Genomic DNA, 3,216 nt, shown 5'->3' on the forward strand with positions numbered 1-3,216 from the left:
GAAACGCCGAGATAGGCGCGCGCCCCGATCTCGACGGTGTCGGTCTCCCGCCCCGACCGGATCTGCTCCACGACCGCCATCGCGTCGGCGATCGGCACGGCGTAGGCGGTGGTCGTCACGGAGGAGCCGGTCACCCCGCCCCCTTGGCCGGCGCTCGAGCTGGACCCGCGGCGTCCGGGCCGGCCGGTGATCGTCACGCCGCCGGCGGTGGTCATGCCGGCCACCTCGCCCTCGGTGTCGAACATGGGACCGCCCGAGTCGCCGGGCACGGCGCCGACATCGGTCTGGATCACGCCCGACAGAGCCTCGGGGCCGTCGGTTCCGGAGACGGTCACCGACCGGTCGAGGCCGGTCACGGCCCCGGACGCCGCCACGAGCTCCCCGCCCCCTTCCGCATTGCCGACGGCAGTGAGGGCGTCCCCGACCGCGAGCACGTCGTCATCGAGGGTGACCGTGGCGAGCCCGGAGGCCCCGTCGAGTTGCAGCAGTGCCACATCGGCGCTCGCATCGTGGCCGACAACCCTGGCCGTGTAGGTGTCACCGGTCGCGGCGACGGTCACCTCGAGTGAGGTCGAGCCGTCGACGACGTGGTAGTTGGTGAGCACCTGACCGTCGGCGGTGAGCACCATGCCGGTGCCTGCGCCCTCGCCGCTGGCCGTGGTCACCGTGATCAGGACGACTCCTTGCGCCAGCGCGTCGTCCACGGTGCCGGTGAGTGCCCCGGTGGTCGCGGTGCCGGACGCCGCCGGCGTCGCCGAGGCGCCGGCGGTGGGGGAGACGCTGGGCGCCGCCGTCCCCGCCGAGGTGGCCATCGTGGGGGCGACGAAGGGAACGGTGAGCGCCAGCAGCCCGGCTACGGCGATCGCGGCTGTGGTGCGTCCGCCGGAGCGGCGCGGCGGCGGGCCGGGCGTCCAGGCGGGAGTCTGCAGGGGGGACGGGGTGGGGTACGGGGTAGACATGTGGGCCTCCAGAACTGATCGGTGACCTCTTCAGTCGACTCCCGGACGCTGTGCGGAGGCTGTGCGCCGCGTGCGAGCTCCTTGTGAGTCCGTCAGTTGAGCGGGTTGGCCGCGAGGGTGATGTCGGCCGTCCGGTCCGTGCCGGAGGTCGGCTGCCACGTGATCGGCACCGTCTCGCCGGGGCGGATGTCGTCGAGCAGGTGCGACAGGGTGAGCCGGTCCGGTATCGCCTTGCCGTCCACGGTCCGGATCAGGTCGCCCGGCCGCAGGCCGATCTGCTCGGCCGGTGTACCCGCCTCCACCCGGTCGATGCGGACGCCGCCGCTGTCGTCGGTCTGGACGACGACGCCGAGGTAGGCCTTGGGCCCGATCACGACCGTCCCGGAGTCGTCCCCTGCCCGGACCTGGTCCACCACGTCGAGCGCCGTCCGGATCGGGATCGCGTACACCTGCCGCTCGGCGTCCGATTCGGCCCCGCCCGCCGTCGTCATGCCGAGCACCTCGTACTGGGCGTCGTACATGGGCCCGCCGGAGTCGCCCGGCCACGCGGCCGCGTTGGTTTCGATGAGCCCGTGCAGCGTTTCGGGCGGGTCGTTCTCGACCGGTCCCTCCACCTGGATGGACGTGCTCAGCGACAGCACGTTGCCCCTGTTGGCGCTCACATAGCCCTGACCGTTCGCGTTGCCGGCCGCGACCACGATGTCGCCGATGGCGACCGGGTCGGGATCGACCGACACGGGATCCAGGCCGCTCGCACCCTCGAGCCGCAGAAGGGCCACGTCGACGGTCGCGTCGCGACCCACGACCGTGGCCCGGTAGCTCTGCCCGGTGGCGGCGACGGTCACGGTCAGCGACTGCGTGGACCGGACCACGTGGTAGTTCGTCATCACCTCGCCGTCGGCGGTCAGCACCATGCCGGTGCCGGCGACGACCTCGTTGGGCGTTTCGCCCTCGATGAGGACGACACCGCGCTCGATCTGGTCGGTCACGTCGACCGGTCCGGTCGACTGTGAGGGCAGCGGTGCCGACGGCGTGGGTGTGGCGACCGGCAGCGGGGTCGACGTGACCGCGGGCCGGGGTGCCGGCAGGCTCGCGGGCGCACGCGAGGTCAGCCATACCCGCAACCCCACGGAGCCGACGAGCACCAGGGCGAGGCTCAGCAGCATGGCCAGGGCGGACACGGCGACCACCGTCGACGCGGACGCCCGCCGGACCGGCGGCGTCGGCGGCGGCGGGGGCCAGTTGAGCGTCACGGCGCCCAGTGTAGGGACCGTCCCAGACAGCAGGGGAGCGGCGTCCGGCTTGACTCCAGCCGCTAGCATCCCGTCACGTCGGGCGTCCGTCGGCCGCCCAGAACCGAAGGAAGCAACCTCGTGCCCACCGCAACGCAACGCCGCCTCGTGATCGTGGAGTCCCCTACCAAGGCCCGCACGCTCACGGCTGTGCTCGGCAACTCCTACATCGTGGAGTCCAGCCGCGGGCACGTGCGCGACCTGCCGACCGGGGCGTCCGAGGTGCCTGCCAAGTACAAGGGCGAGAAATGGGCGCGCACGGGAGTCAACATCGCCGGCGGATTCGAGCCGCTGTATGTGGTGTCTCCCGAGAAGAAGTCGACCATCCGCGACCTCAAGGCCAAGCTGAAGGACGTCGATGAACTCATCCTCGCCACCGATGAGGACCGCGAGGGCGAGGCCATCGCGTGGCACCTGCTGCAGGAGCTCAAGCCGAAGATCCCGTACAAGCGGATGGTGTTCCACGAGATCACCCCCGAGGCGATCCGGGCGGCCGCCGAGTCGCTGCGCGACCTCGACACGGACCTCGTCGACGCCCAGGAGACGCGCCGCATCCTCGACCGGCTCTACGGCTACGAGGTCTCCCCGGTGCTCTGGAAGAAGGTCATGCCGAAGCTGTCGGCCGGGCGCGTCCAGTCGGTGGCCACGCGACTCGTCGTCGACCGCGAGCGCGAACGGATGGCCTTCCGTTCCGCCAACTACGCCGATCTGACGGCTCTGCTCGACGCCGGGGCGGACGCCGACCCGCGGCAGTTCTCGGCACGCGTCACGACGGCCGCCGGCCTGCGGCTGGCGACCGGCCGCGACTTCGACTCCTCCGGCACGCTCACGGCGAAGACGTCCCTCCACCTCGATCTCGCGGGCGCGGAGGCGCTGGCGTCCGGGCTGAAGGCGGCGTCCGTCGTCGTCGACGGCGTGGAGGCCAAGCCGTACACGCGGCGTCCCTACCCGCCGTTCAGGACGAC

3 protein-coding genes are annotated in these 3,216 nt (G+C 72.0%); 1 reads left to right on the forward strand and 2 read right to left on the reverse strand.

Going from position 1 to position 3,216, the window contains the following annotated elements; translation table 11 throughout:
- Both Q1K57_RS09735 and Q1K57_RS09740 read right to left on the reverse strand, forming a co-directional pair.
- Nucleotides 1-959, reverse strand: a 959-nt coding sequence (locus Q1K57_RS09735; protein WP_300081671.1) for a trypsin-like peptidase domain-containing protein, incomplete at its 3' end; no start/stop codon positions are given.
- A gap of 92 nt (nucleotides 960-1,051) precedes the next feature.
- Complete coding sequence (locus Q1K57_RS09740) at nucleotides 1,052-2,212, reverse strand: trypsin-like peptidase domain-containing protein (protein WP_300081673.1); 1,161 nt, start codon at nucleotides 2,210-2,212, stop codon at nucleotides 1,052-1,054.
- A 120-nt stretch (nucleotides 2,213-2,332) separates the two neighbouring features.
- Between Q1K57_RS09740 and Q1K57_RS09745 the strand changes: the two genes are divergently transcribed.
- Nucleotides 2,333-3,216 (forward strand): DNA topoisomerase (locus Q1K57_RS09745; protein ID WP_300081676.1); only part of this gene is annotated, 884 nt, incomplete at its 3' end.

Source organism: Propioniciclava sp. (genome assembly GCF_029977985.1).
Classification (GTDB): Bacteria; Actinomycetota; Actinomycetes; order Propionibacteriales; family Propionibacteriaceae; genus Propioniciclava.